Annotated in this window: 20 protein-coding genes; 13 read left to right on the top strand and 7 right to left on the bottom strand. The window is 64.1% G+C overall.

All coding sequences use genetic code 11. From position 1 onward, the window contains the following. Window positions 1-76: 76 nt before the first annotated feature. From JCM7686_RS03595 to JCM7686_RS03535, 13 genes are all read left to right on the top strand, one after another. Window positions 77-670, top strand: a complete 594-nt coding sequence (locus tag JCM7686_RS03595; RefSeq protein ID WP_020949507.1) for an anthranilate synthase component II — start codon at window positions 77-79, stop codon at window positions 668-670. Next, window positions 667-1692 carry an anthranilate phosphoribosyltransferase gene (trpD, locus tag JCM7686_RS03590; RefSeq protein ID WP_020949506.1) on the top strand — a complete coding sequence of 342 codons (1026 nt, stop codon included), beginning with the start codon at window positions 667-669 and terminating at the stop codon, window positions 1690-1692. Before JCM7686_RS03595 ends, trpD begins: the two co-directional genes overlap by 4 nt. Before the next feature lie 7 nt (window positions 1693-1699). Further along, window positions 1700-2341 (top strand): uracil-DNA glycosylase, encoded by a 642-nt coding sequence (locus JCM7686_RS03585; protein ID WP_020949505.1) that lies wholly within the window; start codon window positions 1700-1702, stop codon window positions 2339-2341. Window positions 2342-2383: 42 nt separating this feature from the next. Beyond that, window positions 2384-3175 carry an indole-3-glycerol phosphate synthase TrpC gene (gene trpC, locus JCM7686_RS03580; RefSeq protein ID WP_020949504.1) on the top strand — a complete coding sequence of 264 codons (792 nt, stop codon included), beginning with the start codon at window positions 2384-2386 and terminating at the stop codon, window positions 3173-3175. Then, entirely contained in the window at window positions 3172-3642 is a 471-nt protein-coding gene (gene moaC, locus JCM7686_RS03575; protein WP_020949503.1) for a cyclic pyranopterin monophosphate synthase MoaC, read from the top strand. The genes trpC and moaC overlap by 4 nt, the downstream gene beginning before the upstream one ends. Further along, entirely contained in the window at window positions 3639-4817 is a 1179-nt protein-coding gene (locus JCM7686_RS03570) for a molybdopterin molybdotransferase MoeA (RefSeq protein WP_020949502.1), read from the top strand. The genes moaC and JCM7686_RS03570 overlap by 4 nt, the downstream gene beginning before the upstream one ends. A 125-nt stretch (window positions 4818-4942) precedes the next feature. Next, window positions 4943-5653, top strand: a complete 711-nt coding sequence (lexA, locus tag JCM7686_RS03565) for a transcriptional repressor LexA (protein ID WP_020949501.1) — start codon at window positions 4943-4945, stop codon at window positions 5651-5653. Window positions 5654-5800: 147 nt separating this feature from the next. Then, the gene (locus tag JCM7686_RS03560; RefSeq protein WP_020949500.1) at window positions 5801-6946 is read left to right on the top strand and encodes a D-alanyl-D-alanine carboxypeptidase family protein; all 1146 of its coding nucleotides are present in this window, start codon (window positions 5801-5803) and stop codon (window positions 6944-6946) included. 10 nt (window positions 6947-6956) lie between these two features. Beyond that, window positions 6957-7556 carry a dTMP kinase gene (tmk, locus tag JCM7686_RS03555; protein WP_041527096.1) on the top strand — a complete coding sequence of 200 codons (600 nt, stop codon included), beginning with the start codon at window positions 6957-6959 and terminating at the stop codon, window positions 7554-7556. Further along, window positions 7553-8635, top strand: coding sequence for a DNA polymerase III subunit delta' (locus tag JCM7686_RS03550; RefSeq protein ID WP_020949498.1), 1083 nt, complete (start codon window positions 7553-7555; stop codon window positions 8633-8635). Before tmk ends, JCM7686_RS03550 begins: the two co-directional genes overlap by 4 nt. Window positions 8636-8650: 15 nt before the next feature. After that, on the top strand, window positions 8651-9451 hold the full coding sequence (locus tag JCM7686_RS03545) for a TatD family hydrolase (protein ID WP_020949497.1): 801 nt from the start codon (window positions 8651-8653) through the stop codon (window positions 9449-9451). Next, on the top strand, window positions 9448-10248 hold the full coding sequence (locus JCM7686_RS03540) for an MBL fold metallo-hydrolase (protein WP_020949496.1): 801 nt from the start codon (window positions 9448-9450) through the stop codon (window positions 10246-10248). Before JCM7686_RS03545 ends, JCM7686_RS03540 begins: the two co-directional genes overlap by 4 nt. Beyond that, on the top strand, window positions 10245-11189 hold the full coding sequence (locus JCM7686_RS03535) for an AEC family transporter (protein WP_020949495.1): 945 nt from the start codon (window positions 10245-10247) through the stop codon (window positions 11187-11189). Before JCM7686_RS03540 ends, JCM7686_RS03535 begins: the two co-directional genes overlap by 4 nt. 59 nt (window positions 11190-11248) lie before the next feature. On the opposite strand, the gene JCM7686_RS03530 is transcribed toward JCM7686_RS03535, so the two are convergent. The 7 genes from JCM7686_RS03530 to tatB all read right to left on the bottom strand — a co-directional run bounded on the left by JCM7686_RS03530 (window position 11249) and on the right by tatB (window position 18505). Beyond that, entirely contained in the window at window positions 11249-12202 is a 954-nt protein-coding gene (locus tag JCM7686_RS03530; protein WP_020949494.1) for an ABC transporter permease, read from the bottom strand. A 3-nt stretch (window positions 12203-12205) separates the two neighbouring features. Next, complete coding sequence (locus JCM7686_RS03525; protein WP_041527562.1) at window positions 12206-13507, bottom strand: ABC transporter permease; 1302 nt, start codon at window positions 13505-13507, stop codon at window positions 12206-12208. A 162-nt stretch (window positions 13508-13669) separates the two neighbouring features. Beyond that, the gene (locus JCM7686_RS03520) at window positions 13670-14794 is read right to left on the bottom strand and encodes an ABC transporter substrate-binding protein (protein WP_020949492.1); all 1125 of its coding nucleotides are present in this window, start codon (window positions 14792-14794) and stop codon (window positions 13670-13672) included. Further along, complete coding sequence (locus JCM7686_RS03515) at window positions 14769-15872, bottom strand: ABC transporter ATP-binding protein (RefSeq protein WP_020949491.1); 1104 nt, start codon at window positions 15870-15872, stop codon at window positions 14769-14771. The genes JCM7686_RS03520 and JCM7686_RS03515 overlap by 26 nt, the downstream gene beginning before the upstream one ends. A gap of 328 nt (window positions 15873-16200) precedes the next feature. Further along, the gene (locus tag JCM7686_RS03510) at window positions 16201-17052 is read right to left on the bottom strand and encodes an ATP-binding protein (protein WP_041527094.1); all 852 of its coding nucleotides are present in this window, start codon (window positions 17050-17052) and stop codon (window positions 16201-16203) included. 16 nt (window positions 17053-17068) lie between these two features. Continuing rightward, window positions 17069-17905 (bottom strand): twin-arginine translocase subunit TatC, encoded by an 837-nt coding sequence (gene tatC / locus JCM7686_RS03505; protein WP_051201614.1) that lies wholly within the window; start codon window positions 17903-17905, stop codon window positions 17069-17071. 54 nt (window positions 17906-17959) lie between these two features. After that, entirely contained in the window at window positions 17960-18505 is a 546-nt protein-coding gene (gene tatB, locus JCM7686_RS03500) for a Sec-independent protein translocase protein TatB (protein WP_020949488.1), read from the bottom strand. Between the last annotated feature and the right edge of the window lie 104 nt (window positions 18506-18609).

Below are 18609 nucleotides of genomic sequence, written 5' to 3'. Positions count from 1 at the left end.
TTGACCCCGCTTGGCCCTTTGTCACATCTATAGCCGCAGAATTTCCGGGGTTCACCCCCCAAAGCAAGGCGCGCCCATGATCCTGCTCATCGACAACTACGACAGCTTCACCTGGAACCTCGTTCACTATCTCGGTGAGGCGGGGGCCGAAGTGGTGGTGCGCCGCAATGACGTGCTCACCGTTGACGAGGCGCTTTCCATGGGCGCCTCGGGCATTCTGGTCTCGCCCGGGCCCCGCGCTCCGGCGCAGGCGGGCATTATCGTGCCGCTGATCCGTGCCGCCGCCGAACGCGGCCTGCCACTTTTCGGCGTCTGCCTTGGTCATCAGGCCATCGGCGAGGCTTTCGGCGGCACGGTCGTCCGCGCGAGCCGGGTCGTTCATGGCAAGACCGATGACATCATCCATGACGGCACCGGGGTCTTTGCCGGCCTGCCCTCGCCCTTGAAGGCCACGCGCTACCACTCGCTGACCGTCGATCCGGGCACTTTGCCCGATGTGCTGCGCGTCACCGCGACCAGCCCGGACGGCACGATCATGGGGCTGCAACACAAGACCCTGCCGATCGAGGGCGTGCAGTTCCACCCCGAATCCATCGCCTCGGAACACGGCCATGCGATGATCGAAAACTTCCTGCGCCGCACCACGAACAAAAGCGGGGCCGCCGCATGAGCCTGCAAGACATCCGCCCGCTGATCTCGGTCGCGGCGACACGCTCGCTGACCGGGGATGAGGCCGAGGCGGCATTCTCGGCGCTCTTCAACGGGGCGGCGACACCAGCGCAGATCGGCGGCCTGCTGATGGCTCTGCGCGTGCGCGGCGAAACCGTCGAGGAAATCGCCGCCGCCGCCCGCGCCATGCGCGCCAAGATGAACCGCATTTCGGCCCCGAAAGGCGCGATCGACATCGTCGGCACCGGTGGCGACGGCAAGGGCACGCTGAATATCTCGACCGCCTCGGCTTTGGTCGTCGCGGGCGCAGGCGTGCCGGTCGCCAAACACGGCAACCGCAACCTGTCGTCGAAATCGGGCTCGGCCGATGCGCTGACGCATCTGGGCATCAATGTGATGACCACGCCCGAGGTCGCGCAGGCCGCCCTTGATGACACCGGCATCTGCTTCATGATGGCGACGGTCCATCATCCGGCGATGCGCCATGTTGGCCCGGCCCGGACCGAGCTGGGCACGCGCACGATCTTCAACCTGCTGGGGCCGCTGACCAACCCCGCAGGCGTCAAGCGCCAGTTGACCGGCACCTTCCATCAGGACTGGAACCGCCCGATGGCCGAGACCCTGCGCGAGTTGGGGTCTGAGCAAGCCTGGCTCGTCCATGGCAGCGACGGCACCGATGAGCTGTCGATTGCCGGGCCAAGCTGGGTGGCCGAGCTGAAGGACGGCACGGTGCGCGAATTCGAGATCTCGCCCGAGGATGCGGGCCTCCCCGTCCATCCGTTCGAAGAGATCGTCGGCGGTGATCCCGCCCAGAATGCCGCCGCCGCACGGGCGATTCTCGCGGGGGCGAAGAATGCCTATCGCGATGCGGTGCTGCTGAACTCGGCAGCCGCGCTTCTGATCGCGGGCCGCGCGACATCCCTGCGCGAAGGGGCCGAGATCGCGGCGGATGCGCTCGATTCCGGCAAGGCGCTGGCCAAGCTCCACGCTTTGGCGGGCCATACCGGCGCGCCCGAGGCATGAGCGTAGAATGAAAGCCCCCGAAAGCTGGGCGGGCCTGCCGTTCTTTGGCACGGATTGGCCCGTCATTCGCGACCGTTTGGCGGATCAGAACTGGCTGCCCGGCCCCGATCGCGTCTTTGCCGCGCTTGATCTGACGCCGCCGGACAAGGTCCGCGTCGTTCTGCTGGGCCAAGACCCCTATCCGACCCCCGGCCATGCCAATGGACTGGCCTTTTCGGTGACGCCGGAAACCGCTTTGCCGCGCTCTTTGTCGAATATCTACAAAGAGATGGACACGGATCTCGGCGCGCGTCCCGCGACCGGGGATCTTTCCCATTGGGCGCGTCAGGGCGTGCTTTTGCTCAACACCTCGCTCAGCGTTCTGCCGGGCGAAGCGGGCGTTCATGCCAAATGGGGCTGGCACAAGCTCGCGCGTCAGGCGGTGGTCGAGGCGCAAAAGCACGGCCCTATCGCTTTCATCCTCTGGGGCGGCCATGCGCAAAAGGCGCTGGACGGGCTGCCCCGCGCCACAGATCTGGTGATTGCCAGCGCCCATCCCTCGCCCCTTTCGGCGCGGCGTGGCTTTTTTGGCTCGCGCCCCTTCAGTCGCGTCAACGACTGGCTGGCCGCGCAAGGCGCGCCGCTCATCGATTGGGCTGGCACTATCTGACTGGGGCTTTCCCCGCACCTCCCTCAAGGCTAGACTCGGACCATGGATATTCTCGATCGCATCAAAGCCTATAAGCTTGAAGAAATCGCTAAGGCGAAAGCCGCGCGTCCGCTGGCCGGTGTCGAGGCCGAGGCCCGCGCCGCCGATGCTCCCCGTGGCTTTGCCCGCGCGCTGAGCGAAAAGGCCGCGCAGGGCCATGCGCTCATCGCCGAGATCAAGAAGGCGAGCCCCTCGAAAGGGCTGATCCGCGCCGATTTCGATCCGCCGTCGCTCGCTCAGGCCTATGAGGCCGGGGGCGCGGCCTGCCTATCGGTCCTGACCGACAGCCCCAGCTTTCAAGGCGCGCCCGAGTTTCTGACCCGCGCCCGCGCCGCCTGCAATCTGCCCGCTTTGCGTAAAGACTTCCTCTACGACACCTATCAGGTCGCCGAGGCCCGCGCTTGGGGCGCCGATTGCATCCTGATCATCATGGCCTCGGTCGATGATGCTCTGGCCGCAGAGCTGGAGGACGCCGCCTTCCATTGGGGCATGGATGCGCTGATCGAGGTCCATGACCGCGAGGAACTCGACCGCGCGCTTCGCCTGAAATCGCCGCTGGTCGGCGTGAACAACCGCAATCTCAAGACCTTCGACATCAGCATCGAAACCACGCTCGAGCTTGCGCCCCATCTGCCCGAGGGCCGTGATCTCGTCTGCGAAAGCGGGCTTTTCACCCCCGCCGATCTCGACCGCATGGCGGCAGGCGGCGCGCGCCGCTTCCTCATCGGCGAAAGCCTGATGCGCCAGGCCGATGTGACCGCCGCCACCCGCCAGATCCTGGGCCTTGCCGCATGAGCCTGACCCATTTCGACGCCAGCGGTCAGGCCCATATGGTCGATGTTTCGGACAAGCCCGAGACCGCCCGCACCGCCGTCGCCGAAGGGCTGGTCGTGATGTCGCCCGAGACCTTGGCTCTGGCCAAAGGCGGCGCGAAAAAGGGCGATGTGCTGGGGGTTGCGCGGCTCGCGGGCATCATGGGGGCCAAGCGCACCTCGGATCTGATCCCGCTCTGCCATCCGCTGCCGATCACCAAAGTCGCGGTCGAGCTTGAGCCCGACGACGCGCTGCCCGGTATCCGCATCACCGCGACCGTGTCCACCACCGGCCGCACCGGCGTCGAGATGGAGGCGCTGACCGCAGTCTCGACCGCCTGCCTCACCGTCTATGACATGCTCAAGGCGGCGCAAAAGGACATGCGGATCGAGGGCATCCGGCTCATCTCGAAAACCGGCGGAAAATCAGGGGATTTCAAAGCGGAATGATTACGGTTGACGACGCCACGGCGCTGGTTTTGGGTCTTGCCCGCCCCCCGGTCGCAGAGGAAATCGCGATTGGCGAGGCGCTCGGTCGGGTGATGATCGCCCCTGCCGTCGCGCGTCTGACCCAACCGCCGTTCGATTCCGCCGCCATGGACGGCTATGCCTTGCGCAGTGCCGATCTGCCCGGCCCGCTCGAGGTCATCGGCACCTCGTCCGCGGGGCACCCTTGGGACGGCACGCCGCGTCCCGGCACTGCAATCCGCATCTTCACCGGCGCGCCGGTTCCCGCAGGCTATGACCGCGTGGTCATGCAGGAAATCGTCACGCGCGAAGGCGACCGCATCGCCGTGGGCCCGGTCACCGCCAACGTCAACATCCGTCTGCGCGGCAATGATTTCGCCGAAGGCGCCGAGTTCCTGCCCCGCCGCCCGCTCGCCCCTTCGGATCTGGCGCTGCTGGCCGCGATGAATGTGCCGCGCATCAGTGTCGCCCGCCGCCCCATCGTCGCCGTCATGGCTGGCGGCGATGAGCTGGTCCGCCCCGGCGAGATCCCCGGCCCCGGCCAGATCATCTGCTCGAACGACCTTGCGATTGCCGGGCTCGCCCGCGAAGTCGGCGCCGAGGCCCGCATCCTGCCCATCGCCCGCGACACCGAAGAAAGCCTGCGCGAGGGCTTTGCTTTGGCCGAGGGCGCCGATCTGGTGGTCACCATTGGCGGCGCCTCGGTCGGCGACCATGATCTCATCGCCAAGGTTTCCGGCGATCTTGGCATGGAGCGCGCCTTCTACAAGCTCGCCATGCGCCCCGGAAAACCGCTGATGGCGGGCCGGATGGGCGCGGCCGCGATGCTGGGCCTGCCGGGCAATCCGGTCTCGTCGATCGTTTGCGCGAAGCTTTTCATGCAGCCGCTCCTCTTGGCGATGCAGGGGCTTTCGCCGCGCCATCAGCCGCGCCGCGCCCGGCTGACCGCCGCCCTCCCGCCAGAGGGCGACCGGCAGCATTACCAGCGCGCGCGCCTGACTGCGGGACCCGATCTGCCGGGGATCTCTGCTTTCGCCGATCAGGATTCCGCCCGGCTTGGGCTTCTGGCCGAGGCCGATGCCCTCTTGATCCGCCCGGCCCATGACCCGGCACGAGAGATAGGCGAGATCGTCGAATATTTGCCCCTTCACGGCTAAAACCGCGATTTTCTTTGCAATGTTAACCTTTTGTTCAATCGAATCGGTTGAATTGATTGACGTGACTCCCTCGGGAAGTTAGAACATAAGTCGAACATGGACAGGCAGAAGGATCGGGGATACTTATGCTGACGAAGAAACAGATTCAGTTGCTCGAATTCATTCAAGGCCGCATGGCCCGCGATGGCGTACCGCCTTCTTTTGACGAAATGAAGCTCGCGCTCGATCTGCGCTCGAAATCCGGTATCCATCGTCTGGTCACGGCTCTGGAAGAACGCGGCTTCATCCGCCGCCTTCCCCATCGCGCCCGTGCGCTGGAAATCGTCCGCCTGCCCGATGCCCTCAGCAAAGGCAGCGACAGCCGGGGTGGAGAGATGAGGCCCCGCGCCCTCGACAGCGACAAGGCCGCGCAGCCGACCCTGCCCCCTGCCGCCCCGCTTGTCGAAGCTGCCGCGATCGAACTGCCGGTGATGGGCCGGATCGCCGCCGGTGTCCCGATCGAGGCGATTTCAGAGGTGTCCCATCACATCGCCGTGCCGGGCAGTATGCTGACCAGCCGCGAACATCACTATGCGCTTGAAGTGCGTGGCGATTCCATGATCGAGGCCGGGATCAACGACGGCGATGTCGTCGTCATCCGCGAACAGGATTTCGCCGATAATGGCGAAATCATCGTGGCGCTGGTCGATGGCCATGAGGCGACGTTGAAGCGGTATCGGCGCAAGAACGGGCTGGTCGCGCTTGAGGCGGCCAACCCCGCCTATGAAACCCGGCTTCTGCCCGAACATATGGTCCGGGTTCAGGGTCGTCTTGTCGGGCTGATCCGCAGCTATTGATGCAAGCGTTCGGGTGATTTGCACGTCAGGATTGCGTGAAGTCACCCCGGAGGTGATCACTTCGCTGAAATCCGCAGGCCGCATCGTTGCGACTTGCGGACCGCTGCTGTAACCATGCGGGAAAAAGCGACAGGCAAAGGAATCCTCATGCGCTCCCTTCTCGTCGGAATTTGTGCCCTGCTCTCGACAGTGGCCCCGGTCATGGCCTTCGACACGAATGCCCGCGAGGCTTGGGTCTATGATGTCGAAACCGGCACAGTCCTGATGGAGAAGAACCCCGATCAGGCCATGCATCCGGCCTCGATGTCGAAGCTCATGACGATCTACATGCTGTTCGAGGCTCTGAAAGAAGGGCGCGTCCAGCTGGATACCCGCCTGCCGGTGTCGACCAAAGCGCGGCAGATGCAGGGCTCGACCATGTTCCTCAACGAACAGGATCGCCCGACCGTCGAAGAGCTGATCAAGGGCATGATCGTGCTATCGGGCAATGACGCTTGCGTCGTCGTCGCCGAAGGTCTCGCCGGCACGGAAGAGGCTTTTGCCCGCCAGATGACCGATCGCGCCAAGGCGCTCGGTCTTGAGAATTCGCATTTCGTCAATGCTTCGGGCTGGCCCGATCCCGACCAGATCATGACCGCACATGATTTGGGTCTGCTCGCCCAGCATCTGATCATCGACTTCCCGGATTATTACAAATATTTCGCCATCGCCGAGTTTCCCTTCGACAACCGCGCCCCCGCGAACCGGCGCAACCGCAACCCGCTCTTGAAGCTCGGGATCGGGGCCGACGGGCTCAAGACCGGGCACACGCAAGAAGCCGGGTACGGCTTGGTCGGCTCTGCCGTTCAAGGTGGCCGCCGCATCATCTTCGTGGTTTCCGGTCTTCAAGACGACAAATCCCGCGCCGAGGAATCCGAGCGCATCGTGAACTGGGCCTTCCGCCAATTCACCATGCGCACGGTCGTGCCGAAGGGCGAAATCGTCGCCGAAGCCCCGGTCTGGCTGGGTGACCGCAGCCGGGTCGGGCTGACGACCGCAGACGGCGTCAAGGTGCTGATCCCGGCGGGCGCGCAATCGGGCGTGACGGCCGAAGCCGTCTTCAACGGACCGATCGAGGCGCCGATCAAAGCGGGCACGCGGGTTGGCGATCTCGTCATCCAGATCCCGGGCACGGGCGAGTCGAAAATGCCGCTGATCACCGCGACCGATGTCGATTCAGCCGGGGTCTTCGGCCGCTTGCAGGGCGCGGCTTCGCGTCTCGCGCATAAAGCCATCGACGCCGCCGGCAGCTGAGACCGCGCGGATGTTCATCAGCTTCGAGGGGGTCGACGGCTCTGGCAAAAGCACGCAAGCGCGCCGTCTTGCGGCAGAGCTTGCGGGCCAGGGCCGCGAGGTCGTCCTGACGCGTGAGCCGGGCGGCAGCGCCGGGGCTGAAGAGATCCGCCGCCTTCTCGTCGAAGGCGGCGCTGAACGCTGGTCCCCCGAAACCGAGCTTTTGCTCTTCACCGCCGCGCGCCGCGACCATCTCGAACGCCTGATCCAGCCTGCACTCACGCGTGGCGCGACCGTCATCACCGATCGCTTCGCCGATTCCTCGCGGGTCTATCAGGGCGCGGCTCGCGCCGATCTGCGCCAGACCGTCGACCAGCTTCACGCGCTGATGATCGGGATCGAGCCTGACCTCACCTTCGTCATCGACATCGACCCGGCGATTTCGCTGGCCCGGGGACAGGCCCGCGCGACGGTTGAAGATCGTTTCGAGGGCATGGGCCTCGCCTTCCAATACCGGCTGCGCGACGGCTTTCACGCGCTCGCCGAGGAGGCGCCCGCGCGGGTGCGTCTGATTGACGGCACCGGTTCCGAAGATGTCGTCGCCGCCCGCATCCGCGCGCTTTTGCCATGAGTGAGGACGAGCTTCCCGAGGCCGACCGGGTCCCCGGCGCGCCTCATCCCCGCCACGCGTCAGAGGTGATCGGCCATGCCGCGGCGATTGAAAGCTTTCTCACCGCAGCCCACTCGGGGCGTCTGCACCATGGCTGGCTGATCACCGGGCCGCGCGGCACCGGCAAGGCGACGCTCGCCTGGGCGCTGGCACGCTGGCTTTTGTCCGAGGCTCCCGGTTCCGGGCTGCAGCTTCCGCCCGACGATCCGGTCCTGCGCCGCATCGCCGCGCTCTCCGAGCCGCGCCTGAGCCTGATCCGCCGTCCCGTCGATGAGAAAACCGGTCGGTTGCGGTCCGAGATCACGGTTGAGGAAATCCGTCGCCTGCTCTCATTTTTCCACATGAGCGCGGCGGAGGGCGGACGTCGGATTGCGATCATCGACGCCGCCGATGACATGAACCCTTCGGCGGCAAACGCGCTGTTAAAGATCCTCGAAGAGCCGCCGAAAGGCGCGGTGATCTTCCTGATCTCGCACCAGCCCGCGCGTCTTTTGCCGACCATTCGCTCGCGCTGCCGCGAGCTGCGCCTTTCGCCGCTCTCGACCGCCGAGATCGGCCATATTCTCGCAGGGCTCGACGCGCCCGGCGATCCGGATAAACTTGCCGCGCTTTCGGGCGGTTCGGTCGGCGAGGCGTTACGGCTGACCGGCCAGGACGGGATCGCGCTTTACCAGCGCATCGTCGATCTTTTCGAGCATCCCGCACGGATGGACCGGCGCAAGGCGGCAGCGATTGCCGATCTGGCGGCGGGCCGTCCCGGCGCGTCGGGCGATCCGTTCGACCTGACCATGACGCTTCTCGACCGCTTCCTCTCGCGCGCGGCGATTGCGGGCCTCCTTGGCCCACCTTTGCCCGAGGCCGCCGAGGGCGAGGCCGAGGTTCTGGCGCGGATGTCTCCCGACGATCAAAGCGCGCGGATCTGGGCGACTGCCCAGGCGGAACTGTCGGCGCGCGCCCGAACCGGACGAGCCGTCAACCTTGACCCTTCCGCTTTGGTGTTGGATATGCTCATTGGGCTCGCGAACCAGCCCGCGACATGATCGGACCCGGCAGATATGACCGCACCTTCCCTCCTCCCCCAGCTTGTTGACAGCCATTGCCACCTCGATTTCCCGGATTTCGCCGGGCAGGAGGGTGAGCTGATCGCGCGGGCCAAAGCGGCCGGGGTGACGCGGATGGTCACGATCTGCACCCGGATGAAGAACGAGCCGCGCGTGCGGGCGATTGCCGAAGCCCATGACGGCGTCTTTTACGCGGGCGGCACCCATCCGATGTATGCCGCCGAAGAGCCTCTGGTCACGGTCGATGAGCTGATCGCCCTTGCGCAGCATCCGAAGTTCGTGGGCATCGGCGAAACCGGGCTTGATTACCATTACACCGCCGAAAGCGCCGCCGTTCAGGCCGAGAGCCTGCGCATCCATATTGCCGCCGCGCGCGAGACCGGCCTGCCGCTCATCATCCATTCGCGCGATGCCGATGACGATATGGCGCGCATCCTGACCGAGGAGCACCGCAACGGGGCCTATGGCTGCGTCATGCATTGCTACACCAGCGGGCCCGAGCTTGCGAAAGCCGCGCTGGATCTCGGCTTTTACCTCTCGATGTCGGGGATCGCGGCCTTCCCGCGCTCGACAGAGATCCGCGAGATCTTTCTCAATGCCCCGCGCGAACGCATTCTGGTCGAGACCGATGCCCCCTATCTCGCGCCCCCGCCCTATCGCGGCAAGCGCAATGAGCCCGCCTATGTCGTCCATACCGCACGCATCGGTGCCGAGGCGCTGGGGCTCTCCGAGGCGGAATTCGCAGCGCTGACCTCGGCCAATTTCGACCGGCTGTTCAGCAAGGCCGCCTTATGATCCGGGCGGTGATCCTTGGTTGCGGCTCCTCAGGCGGGGTGCCTCGGCTTGGGAACCGCTGGGGGGCCTGCGACCCGCTCAACCCGAAGAACCGCCGCCGCCGCTGCTCGCTTCTGATCGAGCGCGTGGGGCCGAATGGCACGACGCGCGTGCTGATCGACACTGGGCCGGATCTTGTGCCGCAGCTGCTGAGCGCGGATGTCGGCGAGCTCGACGGCGTGCTTTACACCCATCCCCATGCCGACCATATCCACGGCATCGATGACCTGCGCCAGATTGTCTATAATATGGGGCGGATCATGCCGATCTGGGCCGACCGCCCGACCTCATTGGCGCTGCTCGACCGCTTTGGCTATATTTTCGAGACACCCGCGGGCTCTTATTACCCGCCGATCTGCGAGCTGCACCACATCGGCGGCGCCTTCAGCGTGAACGGCGCGGGCGGAGAGCTGCATTTCACCCCCTTCGAGGTCGATCACGGCGGCATTCCGGCGCTGGGGTTCCGCGTCGCGGGCGAGGATGGCGGGTTGGTCTATCTGCCCGATGTGCTCTCGATCCCCGAGACGGCCTGGCCCGCGATCGCGGGCTGCGAGATTTTCATCTGCGACGCTTTGCGCCACACGCCGCACCCGAGCCATGCCCATCTGGCGCTGGCGCTCGACTGGATCGCGCAGGCGGGCGCCCGGCAGGGCGTCACCACGAATATGCATATCGACCTCGATTACGAGGCGGTCCGCGCCGAGACGCCGGACCATGTCGAACCGGCCTATGACGGGATGGTCCTGACCTTCAAATGACGATCCTGATTGATGTCATCCTGCCGGTGTTTCTGATCATCGGCTTTGGCTATCTGGTGACATGGCGCAAGATGCTCGACGAAAGCGCCATTGATGGGGTGATGCGTTTTGCGCAGAACTTCGCGGTGCCGGTGCTGCTGTTTGCCAATATCGCGCGGCTCGATCTCAGCGGGAATTTCAACGCGCTGATGTGGCTCGCCTTCTACACCGGCGCGTTTCTGTCCTATTTCACCGGCTGGTTCGTCGCGCGCCGCTATTTGGGCCGCTCGCCCGAGGATGCGGTGGCCATCGGCTTTTGCTGCCTCTTCTCGAATTCGCTGCTGCTGGGCATCCCGATCATGGAGCGCGCTTATGGCGCCGAGGCGATTGCGGGCAACCTTGCGATCATCTCGATCCATTCGCCGTTGCTGTACACCTTCGGCATCACGATGATGGAATTCACCCGCGCGCGCGAGCTGAACCTCTCGCTTGGCCGGGTGGTGTCGCGCGCGCTGAGGGGCGTGTTGCGCACGCCGCTGGTCATCGGGATCTTCTGCGGTCTGGTGATGAACTTGCTTCTGTCGCTGGGGTTGGTGCTGCCCGCGGGCTTCTGGGCGGCGGCCGATATGATGGCGGGCGCGGCGCTGCCGACCGCGCTGTTCGGGCTGGGCGGCGTTCTTTATCGCTATCGCCCCGAGGGGGACGGCAAGGCGATTGCGCTTTGCTGCGCCTGTTCGCTGGTGCTGCATCCGGTCCTGACCTTCACGCTTGGCAAGCTCTTCGCTTTGCCGACCGGCGCGATCCGCTCGGCCGTGATCACCGCGAGCATGGCGCCGGGCGTGAATGCCTATCTCTTCGCCTCGATGTATGGCCGCGCGAAACGGGTCGCGGCCTCGACCGTGCTGATCTCGACCGCGCTCTCGATCTTCACGATCTGGTTCTGGATCGCGGTTCTGCCCTGAATGGAAAAGGGGCGCGGCCCGTGGCGCGCCCCCTCCTCCGTCCCTCGCCGGATTATGCCTTAGCGCGGTGTCACCCCGCGCAGCCGCTCGGTCCGGCGGCGCAAGAGCTCGATCGCGGTCAGCAAAGCGATCGAGAAGATCACCAGAAGCGTCGCCACGGCGAGGATCGCGGGCGAGATCTGCTCGCGGATACCGGTCCACATCTGGCGCGGAATGGTCTGCTGATCCGGCCCGGCGATGAAGAGCACCGCGACCACCTCGTCAAAGGAAGTGACAAAGGCGAAGAGCGCGCCAGAGATCACCCCCGGCAGGATCAGCGGCAAGGTCACGCGGAAGAAGGTCGTGCGCGGATTGGCCCCAAGGCTTGCCGCCGCACGGTTCAGCGACTGGTCAAAGCCGATCAGCGTCGCGGTCACCGTGATGATGACGAAGGGAATGCCAAGCGTCGCATGGGCGAGAATGATCCCAAGGTAAGTCCCGGCGAGCTTGCCGCAATTCGGCTCGACCCCGAACCAGCTCAAGGGCGAGCAGGGGTTCGAGTAGAAGAAGAACATGCCCGTCGCGGTGATGATGATCGGGACGATCATCGGCGAGATCAGCACCGCCATGATGATGCGCCGGAAGGGCATCTCGGGGCGGCTGAGACCAAGGGCGGCCAGCGTGCCCAGCACCGTCGCCACAATGGTCGAGCACACGCCAATGATGATCGAGCTTTTCGCGGCATTGATCCATTTGGCGTTCTGCCAGGCATCGACCCACCAGCTCCAGTCCCGCGGCGCGCCGGGATTAGCCATGCCGAAGGTCAAAAGCGTGTCATACCAGCGCAGCGAATAACCCTCGGGGTCGAGCGCCAGCATCTTGTGGGTGAAGGTGAAATAGGGCTCGACGTTGAAGGACAGCGGGATGACCACGACAATCGGCGCGATCAGGAAGAAAAAGATCAGCCCGCAGATCACCAGATAGGCGTAATGCCAGACGCGCTCGAGCGGGGATGCATAAGTCGGAAGCGCCATGGTTTACCCCAGTTTCAGATTGTCGATGCCGACCAGCCGGTCGTAGATCCAGTAGAGGATCAGCACGCCGCCGAGCAGCAATGCGGCCAAGGCGGCAGCCATCGACCAGTTGAGCGTCTGGGTCATATGCATCGCGATCATGTTCGAGATGAGCTGCCCCGACGAGCCGCCGACCAGCGCGGGCGTGATGTAATAGCCAATCGCCAGAATGAAGACCAAAAGCGCCCCCGCCCCCAGCCCCGGCAGGGTTTGCGGGAAATAGATCCGGCGGAAAGCGGTCCAGCTCGTCGCACCAAGCGAACGCGCCGCGCGGACATAGCTCGGGTTGATCGTGCGCATGACCGAGTAAAGCGGCAGGATCATGAAGGGCAGCAGAATATGGGTCATGGCGATGATCGTGCCGGTCTGGTTGTAGATCATCTGAATCCGGCTCGAATTGCCGATCACCCCGAGCCAAACCAGAAAGTCATTGATGACGCCTTGCTGCTGCAACAGCACCATCCACGCGGTGGTCCGCACCAGAAGCGAGGTCCAGAATGGCAAAAGCACAAGGATCATCAAGAGGTTGGACTTGCGCAGCGGCAAGGTCGCCAGCAGATAGGCAATGGGAAAGCCCAAGAGGAAAGTCGTGACGGTAATGATCGCCGACAGCATCATCGTGCGCTTGAAGAGCATCACATAGACCTGCTGATCAGCCGGAGCCATCGTGATCTCGCCCTGATCATTGCGGGTGCGATCCAGCGCGGCGAGATAGAAATTCGCGGTATAGGGGCTCGAGGCCTCACGCATCACCGACCACAGATGGGGATCGCCCCATTTCGGGTCCATCGCCAGAACCGAGGACTGATAGGGCGGCTCGAGCCCCGTCCGGGCGGTCCGTCCCGCCGAGGTGAAGAGCGAGCGCGAGCCCGCGAGATCATAGTTGATCCGCGTGCCAACCGTGCCAATAGTGCGCGCCTCAGCCGAGCTTTTCAGGTCGGCGGCCAGCGCCGCATAGGCGGTCTCGTCGGGGGCGGTGCCGCGCGGATGCTCGGCGAACCAGCGGCTCAACTCGGGCATATTCGCGGAAAAGCCGTCATTCTTGACCGAGCGTTGCAGCATCTGGCCAATCGGCACCACAAAGGTGATGAGGATGAACAGCAAAAGCGGCAGGACCAGAAAGAAGGCCCGACGCCGCGCGCGCCGCGAACTGCGCGCCAAAGCGCGCGACAACGGCTGTCCATCCGCCGTCCGCAGCCCGCCGCTGTCGTCAAGGCCCGTCGCCTCAAGGGCGATCGCGGCATGGGGGTCAAGTGCCCGAGGCACGGGAGTGGTTGCCATCTCTTCCTTCATCCCTGTCTGGCAATCCGGCGCAGCTCGCGTGATGCGACACCCGCTCCGGTCGCGGCGGTTTGCCCGCCTTTTGCGGAGGGTTTTCCCTCCGAAGGAAAGAACGGCCGCCCCGGTGAAGGGACGGCCATGTCTCGCTTACTGGGCGAGCCAGGAGCTGAAACGCTCGTTCAGCTCGCCGTCATGATCGACCCAGAAATCGAGGTTCGAGCCAAGCGCATTGGTCATATTGGCCGCAGTCGTCGGCAGGTTCGGCTGCATGGCAACATCGGTGCCTTCGAGATTGCCGACGATGGCGGCAGCCGATTTGCGCGGCGGGCCGTAGCTGATGAATTCAGCGGCGCGGGCCTGCTGCTTCGGCGCGGTCGAGAAGGCGATGAACTTCTTCGCAGCGTCCTGATTTTTCGCGCCTTTCGGCACGACCCAGCCCTCCATCTCATAGACCTGACCGTCCCAGACGATCTTGAAGGGCTTCTTCTCTTCCTGCGCTGCGGTGAAGATCCGGCCGTTGAACGCATAGGCCATGGTGACCTCGCCATCGGCCAGAAGCTGCGGCGGCTGCGCGCCCGCTTCCCACCAGATCACGTCCTTCTTGATCGTATCGAGCTTCTTGAAGGCGCGATCGACGCCCTCGGGCGTGCCAAGCGTCTTATAGACATCTGCCGCCGGAACACCGTCCGCCATCAGCGCGAATTCGAGGTTGAATTTCGCGCCTTTGCGCATGGTGCGCTTGCCGGGGAATTTGGCGGTGTCGAAGAAATCGGCCGGGCCCGCAGGCTTGGCATCGGGGAATTTGGACTCATCATAGGCGAGCGCCATCGAATAGACATCGGTGCCGACGAAGCAATCGGTGACCGCGCCGGGGATGAAGTCATCGGCGGCGGGCGTGCCGTCTTCGGCCGCGACCAGAATCGCCGGGTCGATGGTTTCCAGCAGACCCTCGTCGCACAGGCGCACGGCATCGGCATATTCGACCGAGGCGACATCGGTGGTGACGTTTCCGGCCTCGACCTGCGCTTTCAGCGGCGTTGCCGGGTTGTCGGCATCGCTGACCTTGACCTTGATCCCCGATTCGGCCTCGAAGGGTTTGACATAGGCCTGAACATGGCTGTTGCCATAGGCCCCGCCCCAGGACAGCAGGTTCATCTCTTCGGCCTGGGCGGCTGCGCCGACGACCACGAGGGCCGACGTCAGGATAAGCAGTTTTTTCAAGTCTCTCTCCCTAGTTAACAATGTCTCAGACGGTATCGAGCGCCCGCGCATCCTGCGGGTGCCAGCCAATCCGGATCTTTTGGCCCGGCGCCAGACGGGTCTGGCCCAGGGTATTGCGGCTTTTCATCACGAAATCCTCGGATCCCGCGACGCGCAGACGCGTGCGCAAAATGTCCCCCATATAGACCACGTCACGAACCTCCGCTTCGATCGTATGGGCGCCGGGGGGCATCATTTCAGGCTTGAACTCGACCCGCTCGGGCCGGATCGAGACCGTGGTTTTCTGACCGCTTTCGCGCAGATTGACCGCCGTTGCATCGATCAGCTCGCCATTGCTCAGCCGCACCAGAGCATGTTCGCCGTTCAGCTTTTCGATCGTGCCGGCGAGCGCGTTATTCTCGCCGATAAAGCCCGCGACGAAGCTGTTTTCCGGCTTTTCGTAAAGAACGGCAGGCGGCGCGAGCTGCTGAATGCGACCATCGTTGAAAACGGCAATGCGGTCCGACATGGTCAAAGCCTCGCCCTGATCATGGGTCACATAGACGACCGTAATGCCAAGACGGTCGTGCAAGGCCTTGATTTCGAACTGCATATGTTCGCGCAACTGTTTGTCGAGCGCGCCCAGTGGCTCGTCCATCAGCACGAGCTTCGGGTCAAAGACCAAGGCCCGAGCCAAAGCAATCCGCTGCTGCTGGCCACCCGAAAGCTGGGCCGGGCGGCGGTTGCGGAACTTGCCCATCTGGACCATGTCGAGGGCGCGGGTGATGCGGTCCTCACGCTCGGACTTGCCCATGCCGCGCACTTCCAGCGGGAAGGCGAGGTTCTCGCCAACGGTCATATGGGGAAAGAGCGCGTAGTTTTGGAAAACCATGCCGATGCCGCGCTTGTGCGGCGGCACATCATTGATGTTCTTGCCGTCGAGCCGGATTTCGCCATGGGTCGCCGTCTCGAACCCCGCGAGCATCATCAGGCAGGTGGTTTTGCCCGAACCCGAGGGCCCGAGCATGGTCAGAAATTCCCCCTGACCAATGGTCAGGTTCAGGTCTTTCACAACCAGCGTCTGGCCATCGTAGCTTTTCTGGACATGGTCGAACACGACGAAGGCGTCGTCCTGAATCGGCGTCGTCAATGCGGGCTCCCTGTTGTGGTTATCGTTTCCGCTCTTTGAGACTACGCAAGCGCTCGGCGAGTTGGCAACAATCTTTCGCGGCCGTCCAGTGGCACCGCGCCAAAATCGAGCAATCGCTCAATTATCGCAAGAATTTTGCCCACACGCGGGATTTTCCAGCGAAATTGGCTAAATTTTCCGCAGAATCCACGGCGCCCTTTCCACGGAATCTTCAGGTCAGGGTGGGGAAGGTGCCATAAAAAAGGGCAGGTAGTTCCCTACCCGCCCGTCCAGATTTTTTTGCATCTCGCCCCTGCGGCAGATCGCCGCCGCGCGGACCGCTTGGGCCTTAGACCGTGATTCCGTGCCGTCCGGCCAGATCGGTGAAGAACTGCCAAGCGACTCGCCCAGAGCGCGACCCACGCGTGGCCTGCCATTCGATGGCCTCGGCCCGCAGGGTCGCGGCATCGGGGCGCAGACCATAGGCGGTGCAATAGCCGTCGATCATCGCCAGATAATCGTCTTGCGAACAGGGATGGAAGCCCAGCCACAGCCCGAAGCGATCCGAGAGCGAGACCTTTTCCTCGACCGCTTCGCCGGGATTGATCGCGGTCGAACGCTCATTGTCGATCATGTCGCGCGGCATCAGGTGGCGGCGGTTCGAGGTGGCATAGAGAATCACATTCTCGGGCCGCCCGGCCAGACCGCCGTCGAGCACGGCTTTGAGCGATTTATACTGGGTGTCATCATGGCTGAACGACAGGTCATCCGAGAAGAGGATGAAGCGTTTTTCCGGGTGGCGACCCAGAACCGCGAGCAGACGCCCAACCGAGCCCAGATCCTCTCGCGCAATCTCGACCAGCACGAGCGGCAGCCCCTGCGCCACCGCCTCGGCATGAGCGGCCTTCACCAGCGAGCTTTTCCCCATCCCGCGCGAGCCCCAGAGCAGCGCGTTGTTCGCCGCAAACCCGCGCGCGAATTGCAGCGTGTTCTGCATCAAAGTGTCGCGCGCCCGGTCGATGCCGATGAGCTGGACCAGATCGACCCGGCTGACCGAAGGCACCGGCAGCAGATGATCGGGATCGACCTGCCAGATATAGGCCGTGGCCTCGGTGAAACTGGGTTCGCCATGTGTCGGCGGAGACATCCGCTCCAGCGCTTCGGCAATCCGGGTCAGGGTCGGGGTATCGATTTCACTCATCTCAGATCCGCTCAGCTCAGCTCTCTTGTTCGCCATCCTCGGCATCACGTTTGCGCTCGATCCGGCGCACGAGGAAAATCGAGATCTCATAGAGGCCGTAGATGACCGCAAAGAGCACGACCTGCGAAATCACGTCAGGCGGTGTCACCATCGCCGCGAGAATGAGGATCGCGATGATCGCGTAACGGCGGACCGACGCGAGCCCCTCGGCAGAGACCAGCCCCGCCTTGCCCATCAGCGTCAGCGCGACCGGCAGCTGGAACGAAATCCCGAAGGCCAGGATGAACTTGGTGGTCAGCGTCAGATATTCCTCGACCGAACCCTGAAAGACGATGCCCGCCCAAGGATTTTCGACCGCGACTCCGACGCCGCCGCTTGCGGTATTGCCAGCATGGCGCGCCGCATCAGCCGCCGCCACTGTCGCATCCGGCAGCGCATGGGGGCCCTGCTGGAAGCCAAGGAAGAAGTCGAAGGCCCAGGGCAGAATGACGTAATAGGCGAAGGACGCACCCAGCAGGAACATGACCGGCGAGGCAATCAGGAAGGGCAGAAGCGCATTCTTTTCGCTGCGGTAAAGCCCGGGCGCGATAAAGCGCCACAGCTGATAGCCGACCACAGGGAACGCCAGAATGAAGCCGCCAAAGAAGGCGATCCGCATGGCGACGAAGAAGCCTTCCTGAAGCTTCAAAAGCACCAGCCCACAGGCCTGATTGCGCTTTTCCAGCGCATAGCAGATCGGCTTGGTCAGGAAGTCAAAGATCGGATTCCAGACGAAATAGCACAGGATCATCGCGATCACAAAGGCCAGCACCGACCAGATCAGCCGGGTGCGCAGCTCTTTGAGATGCTCCATCAACGGCGCAGAGCTGTCGTCGATATCCTCGGGTTTGGCAGAATTGGACGCCACTCAGTCGCCTTTCTTCTCGGTGGTGCCATCCAGATCGGCACGGCGCACCGCATGAAGGCGGCGACGGCTCGGAGCGTCTTGCGCAGGAGGCGTGATGTCTTCGGGCGCAAAGGCAGGCGCCGGCGTAGCGGCGGCCACGGACGGTGGCGCGGGCAGAGCCGAGCTTTGGGTCGGCTGCGACGACGACGATGATGACGGCGGTTGCGGCGACGAGGGATCGGGCACAAGCGAGCCGCGTGCGGCCTCGTCCTTAGGCGTCAGCGGATCCCATTTTTCGAATTTATCGGCGGCGCGATCCAGCGCATCCAGCCCGAGCGCCCGCTTCGAGGTCAGGGAGTTCACATCCTTGAGCGTCTTCGCTGCCTCATCGAGCCCCGAGCTTTTCGCGGCATCCTCCATCGCCGAGGAGAATTCGCGCGCCATCCCGCGCGCTCGCGCGGAAATCCGGCCCAAGGTCCGGAAGAGCTTGGGCAGATCCTCGGGTCCGATAACGATCAGAGCGACGACGCCGATGAGCAGCAGCTCGCTCCAGCCAACATCAAACATTGCGGCGCCCGATCAGGTTCAGAGCTTGTTCTGGTCTTGCGGCGTGACGTCGCGCATGGCGCCATCGCTTGCCAGGCGTGCGCGCTCGGCTTCGAGCTTGGCAC

The organism is Paracoccus aminophilus JCM 7686, from assembly GCF_000444995.1.
GTDB classification, from domain to species: Bacteria; Pseudomonadota; Alphaproteobacteria; order Rhodobacterales; family Rhodobacteraceae; genus Paracoccus; species Paracoccus aminophilus.
The sequence above is the reverse complement of the archived record's forward strand: the minus strand, read 5'-3'. Positions and strand labels throughout refer to the sequence as shown.